We start from the raw sequence: 5,773 nt of genomic DNA on the forward strand, positions 1-5,773 counted from the left end.
AGGGCCCACGGCCCGCGGGGCCCCGGCCGCACGCGGCGGTCCGCTTGGGCCCGGCGGTCCGGTCGAGCGCGCGGCGCCATTGGGCACCGCGCACTGCACGGCTGTCAAGTCGACAGCCTGGCGCCGGCCCTGCCGCGTTATTGCTGCGGCTTGAAGTTGTGCGCGTAGGTCCGTTCGTCGGTCCGCGGCACGTAGGTGATGCCCTTCTGCGTGGCCCAGGTGGTCACCTGTTGATGGATCGGGATGATGCCGCCATCGTTGATCGCGATCGCGGTCGCCTCCTGCAGCAGCTTCGAGCGCTCGCCGTCGTCGACCGTCGACAGCGCCTTCTCCAGTACCGCGTCCATCTTCGGATTGCAGTACTCGCCCCAGTTCGTGGTGCCAAAGCCCTTCTTGGCATCCTCGCACGCCAGCAGCGCGCGCAGCGGCGAGCTGACCTCGCCGGTCTGCGCGCCCCAGCCCAGCAGGCCGAACGACCACTCGTGCTTGATGCCCTTGGACGAGTACGTCGCCATCGGCATGCCTTCGACGCGCGTGGCAATGCCGATCCGCGTCAGGTTCTGCGCGATGGTCTGCGCGATCTTCTCGTCGTTGACGTAGCGGTTGTTCGGCGTATGCAGCGTCACGCCGAAGCCGTTCGGGTAGCCGGCGTCGGCCAGCAGCTTCTTGGCGCCCTCGGGGTCGTACTTGACGGTCTTCAGGTTCGGGTTATGGCCGAACAGCGTCGCCGGCACCAGGTTGTTGGTCGGCTCGGACAGCCCCTCCATCAGCCGGTCCTTGATGCCCTGGCGATTGATGGCCATGCTGATGGCATTGCGCACGCGCGCATCCTTCAGCGGGTTCTTGTCCATCGGCTGGCCGTCCTTGCTGGTGACGTACGGCGACTTGTCGCGCTTGGCATCGAAATACAGGTAGATCACGCGGTGCGAGATCTTCGAGAAGAACGACAGCTTCGGGTTCTTGCGCACCTGCGGAAGATCCGGCGTCGGCACGTTCTCGATCGCCTGCACGTCGCCGGACAGCAGCGCGGCAAGACGCGTGGCGGGGTTCGGAATGAAGCGCAGCGTCACCTTGTCCCACGCCGGCTTCGGACCCCAGTAGTCGGGGTTGCGCGTCAGTTCGACCCGGTCGTCGCGCGCATAGCTGACGAACTTGAACGGGCCGGTGCCGACCATGCCCTTGCCTTGGGCGAAGTCGTCGGAGTTCAGGCCCTGCGTGGCCTTCTTCTGCACGATGAAGATCGAGGTCAGGTCGTTCAGCACCAGCGGATAGGGCTGCGCGGTGATCAGCTGGATCGTGTTCGGATCGATGACCTTCTTGGCGACGATGGCCTTGGTATAGACGTCGAACTTGCCCGGGCTGTTCTGGATCGTCGCGGGCCGGTCCAGCGACCACAGGATGTCCTCGGCGGTCAGCGGCGAGCCGTCATGGAACTTGACGCCCTTGCGGATCTTGAACTCCCAGGTGGTCTCGTTGACCAGCTTCCACGACTCGGCCAGGCCCGGAATGATGCGGCTGTCCGCGTCCATCTTGATCAGGCTGTCGAAGATGTGCTCCGACACGTTGATGTTCGAGAACAGGTTGTAGAAGTGCGGGTCCATCGAGGTGGGCGGCGAGCTCATGGCCAGCTTGAAATCGGCTGCCAGTGCCTGACCGCCGGCACCGAAGCTGATGGCTGCGGCGAGCAGGGCGGTTGCAAGTGCCTTCTGGTGGTGGCGTAGCGGCATCGAGCGATTCTCCCGAAAAGTGGGGGCAACTATAACGAGCGGCCTGTGACCGTCGCAAGCTGCGACGCCGCAAATTGGTGCAGGCGTCGTGATACTCGCGGGGCCCGGCTCGCGGACGCGGTACGGCAAGCATTAACTGTTCCAGTAGAGAAGCACCGGCGGCAATGCGGGGAAACCCACCTCCGGGCGCAACGGTGGCGAATGCCGACGGCAAATCGCGCGGTATATTGGGCGGCATATAGGGGAAATCTCCTGGGGGGAAACCTCGCGCCTTGGCCCTTCATGGTGGCCGCTGGTGTTGACCCTTGGTTTCGGCGCCGGTTTTGGCGCATTCCGGCGGGGCGTCGTATGATCCGGTTGTTTCACCCCCTGCGGTTTCCCCATTCCGTATTGCCGACCCGGTGTTTCTCCCCGGGTCATTACCTTCTCGTTTTCATCACCGCTTACCGCTGCTGCCACGGCCATGACCCTGATCCCCGAAATCCTCCAGGCGCAAGACGAGATCCGTTCGATCCGCCGCGATATTCACGCTCATCCGGAATTGCGATTCGAGGAGCAGCGCACCGCCGACGTGGTTGCGCGCACGCTGACCGACTGGGGCATCGAGGTCCATCGGGGCCTGGGCAAGACCGGCCTGGTCGGCGTGATCCGCAACGGCAGCAGCGCGCGCAGCATCGGACTGCGCGCCGACATGGACGCGCTGCCGCTGCAGGAGGCCAACACCTTCGGCCACCGCTCGCAATACGAGGGCAAGATGCATGCGTGCGGACACGATGGCCATACCGCGATGCTGCTCGGCGCCGCCCGCTACCTGGCGCGGCATCGCAACTTCGACGGCACCGTCCATCTGATCTTCCAGCCGGCCGAGGAAGGCGGCGGCGGCGCGCGCGAGATGATTCGCGACGGCCTGTTCGAGCGCTTCCCGTGCGACGCGGTGTTCGGCATGCACAACTGGCCCGGCATGCCGGCCGGTTCGTTCGGCACCTGCCCCGGCCCGCTGATGGCGTCGAGCAACGAGTTCCGCATCGTCGTGCGCGGCAAGGGCGCGCATGCCGCGATGCCGCATAACGGCAACGACCCGGTCTTCACCGCGGCCCAGATCGTCGGCGCGCTGCAGGGCATCATCACCCGCAACAAGCGGCCGATCGACGCGGCGGTGATCTCGGTCACGCAGTTCCACGCCGGCGACGCCACCAATATCGTGCCCAACGAGGCATGGATCGGCGGCACCGTGCGCACCTTCACGCTGCCGGTGCTCGACCTGATCGAACGGCGCATGGAAGAGGTGGCGCGCGCCGTCGCCACGGCCTTCGACTGCACCATCGAATTCAGCTTCGACCGCAACTATCCACCGACCGTCAACAGCGCCGCCGAAGCGGCCTTCGCGGTCGAGGTCGCACGCGAGCTGGTCGGCGTCGACAACGTCGAGGCCAACGTCGAACCGACGATGGGCGCCGAGGACTTTTCCTTCATGCTGCTCGAGCGGCCCGGCTGCTATCTGTTCATCGGCAACGGCGAGGGCGGGCACCGCGAGGCGGGCCACGGCATCGGGCCCTGCATGCTGCACAACCCCAGCTACGACTTCAACGACGAGATCCTTCCAGTCGGCTCGACGTTCTTCGTCAAGCTGGTCGAGAAGTGGCTGGCGCCGGCGTGAGCGGCGAGGACATTGCCGGCGTGACTGGCACGGCCGGGCGGGCCGCGCTGCCGGCACTCGATATCGCGACCGCCAGCGCCTTCGCCCAGGTCGCGCTCGAGAACATCCTGCGGCCCTATCCCTACCGCGTCGACCACATGATGATGGGCGCCGGCGACCTGGCCGAGCCACGCACGCTGCATCCGGTCTATTTCGGCAGCTATGACTGGCACTCCAGCGTGCACATGCACTGGCTGCTGGTCCGGCTGCTGGCGCAGCGGCCCGATCTTCCCGAGGCCGGCGCGATCCGCTCGACGCTCGATATCCAGTGGCAGGCGCAGGCGGTCGCGGCCGAACTTGCCTATTTCCAGCGGCCGGGGTGCGCGACCTTCGAACGTCCCTATGGGTGGGCCTGGATCCTGCGGCTGCAGGCGGAGTTGCGCGAATTTCCCGGGGCCGACGAGCAGGTCCAGCGCTGGGCGAAGGCCTGCGAGCCGCTGGCGACCGATCTGGCCGGCCGGCTGACCGACTATCTCGATATCGCCGACTTCCCGATCCGCACCGGCACGCACGCCAACAGCGCCTTCGCGCTGGTGTTGGCGGACGGTTATGCGCGCACCGAGGGCCATCCGGCGCTGCGCCGGGCCATCGCGCGGCGCGCGCATCGCTGGTTCGGCCACGACCAGCGCTACCCGGCCCGCTATGAGCCGGGCGGCGACGAGTTCCTGTCAGGCGGCCTGATGGAGGCGGTGCTGATGCGCAGGGTGCTGGACGACTGCGCGTTCGCCGAATGGTGGGAGATGTTTGCGCCGGCGCCCAGCGATCTGGCGACCTGGCTGACGCCGGTGGTGGTCGCCGATCGCACCGATCCGAAGCTGGTGCACCTCGATGGACTGAACCTGTCGCGCGCCTGGTGCTGGCGCCTGCTGGGGCCGTCGCTGCCGGAACCGTTGCGGACCAAAGCGGCGGGCGCGTGGGCCGATCATCTGGACGCGTCGCTGGCGCAGGCGGTCAGTGGGGACTATGTCGGTACGCACTGGCTGGCTTCGTTCGCGGCGCTGGCCTTGACCGATCCCGTGCTCGCGGCGTGAGCGCCTGTTCTTCGCCGGTTGGTCTTCGCTGATCGAATTTTCGCCGATTGATTTTCGGCGATGGACCGTCGTATCGGTCTGCCCGCCGCTAATCCAGCGCGATGTCGCCATACCAGGCTTCGGCCTGGCTCTTGGTGTTATCGGTGTCCGTCATGATGCCGACCGCCAGCAGGCGGCCCGGCTCCTTGCCGAAGGCGGCGCGATAGTCGGCCCGCAGATCTCGCTCATGGCAGCGCCATTGCCTCGCGTGACGCGTGCCCGAGTCGGCCACGATCATGCGGACCCGCTCGGTATGGGGATTCGGAATGACGGTCCCTTCCGCGCGTTTCGAACCCCAGATGTACATCAACGTCGCGTAAGGCATCTCGCGGCCTGTCATCAGCCGCGCCATCTCGTCCATCAGATGGTCCTTCAGCGACAGCGTGCTCTTGTCGCCATCGAACGCCACGAACACCCGCAGCGGCGCGTCTTCGCGCGGCCCGGCGGCGTTGTCGCCGTCGGCGATGACGTCGCGGGTCTTCCAGGCCCAACGCAGCTTGCCGGGATCGCGCGGCGTCAGCGGAACATAGAGCCCCGACGCCGACCCCTCGGCGCGGGCATGCAGCACGACACGCTGGTCGACTTCGGCCAGCGCATATTGCGTCGGCGTCTTGCTGCGGTTGACGGTCCAACTGCGCCAGCCGGCCGGCAGCGATTGCTCGGGATCGGACGCGGAAAATAATGGAAGATGCGGCAACGGCGTCGGTTCGCTGTCTTCTTGCTCGCTTCCGTCGGCAACTTTCTGGAACACTCCCGCAACGCCCGTGCCGGCCGATGCTTGCGTGCGCAGCGTTCTGGCGGTGGAGGAAGCGGCGAGCCGCTTATGAAAGCCGCGGCAGTCGGTCGCGGCGATCTTGATCGATGGCTTCGCCGACGGCGCGCGGGCCGCTGAGTCGATCGGTGGCGATGAAGAGGTCGAACATGCCGCCAATGCGGCGGTCAGCACACAAACTGCGGCTGCAACCGCGGGCCTGCGCAGGTCCATGCCGATGATTCCGGGCCTGTTTGCGGCCATCCCTCTCTCCCGAACTTCCGATCGCCGGGCGCTGGGTCGACCGCGGCTCCGATTACATGACGCCGGCCTGCCATGCCCTGAAACAGGGCGGGTGCCAACGCCGAGCGACACCATAGCAGAGCCCGTTCGGGCGCGGAACCGGTGACTTCACCTTGGCGGCCAATCTGTTGTATTCCGTCTGCGGGCCGGGGCACACAATGTCGTTCTATTTCGGCCTGCCGCAAAGCAAAACGCCCCAGACCTGTTGGGATCTGGGGCGTTTTTC

Annotated in this window: 4 protein-coding genes; 2 read left to right on the plus strand and 2 right to left on the minus strand. The window is 66.4% G+C overall.

The window, feature by feature from the left end:
- Positions 1 to 137: 137 nt before the first annotated feature.
- Positions 138 to 1,727, minus strand: a complete 1,590-nt coding sequence (locus tag B551_RS12485; RefSeq protein ID WP_006578028.1) for an ABC transporter substrate-binding protein — start codon at positions 1,725 to 1,727, stop codon at positions 138 to 140.
- A gap of 463 nt (positions 1,728 to 2,190) precedes the next feature.
- Between B551_RS12485 and B551_RS12490 the strand changes: the two genes are divergently transcribed.
- Together B551_RS12490 and B551_RS12495 are read left to right on the plus strand one after the other, a co-directional pair.
- On the plus strand, positions 2,191 to 3,384 hold the full coding sequence (locus tag B551_RS12490) for a M20 aminoacylase family protein (protein WP_006578029.1): 1,194 nt from the start codon (positions 2,191 to 2,193) through the stop codon (positions 3,382 to 3,384).
- The gene (locus tag B551_RS12495; protein WP_253281347.1) at positions 3,381 to 4,454 is read left to right on the plus strand and encodes a DUF2891 domain-containing protein; all 1,074 of its coding nucleotides are present in this window, start codon (positions 3,381 to 3,383) and stop codon (positions 4,452 to 4,454) included. Before B551_RS12490 ends, B551_RS12495 begins: the two co-directional genes overlap by 4 nt.
- Before the next feature lie 88 nt (positions 4,455 to 4,542).
- Here the strand turns inward: B551_RS12495 and B551_RS12500 are convergent, their stop codons facing one another.
- Positions 4,543 to 5,478: a DUF3047 domain-containing protein gene (locus B551_RS12500; RefSeq protein ID WP_052511353.1), complete on the minus strand. Its 936-nt coding sequence runs from the start codon at positions 5,476 to 5,478 to the stop codon at positions 4,543 to 4,545.
- Positions 5,479 to 5,773: the final 295 nt, after the last annotated feature.

This window comes from Cupriavidus sp. HPC(L) (genome assembly GCF_000307735.3).
Lineage (GTDB): Bacteria > Pseudomonadota > Gammaproteobacteria > Burkholderiales > Burkholderiaceae > Cupriavidus.

Excerpts from the sequence above, each read along its gene's own strand:
- B551_RS12485 (WP_006578028.1), bottom strand. The coding sequence starts at position 1,727 with ATGCCGCTACGCCACCACCAGAAGGCACTTGCAACCGCCCTGCTCGCC.
- B551_RS12490 (WP_006578029.1), top strand. The coding sequence starts at position 2,191 with ATGACCCTGATCCCCGAAATCCTCCAGGCGCAAGACGAGATCCGTTCG.
- B551_RS12500 (WP_052511353.1), bottom strand. The coding sequence starts at position 5,478 with ATGGACCTGCGCAGGCCCGCGGTTGCAGCCGCAGTTTGTGTGCTGACC.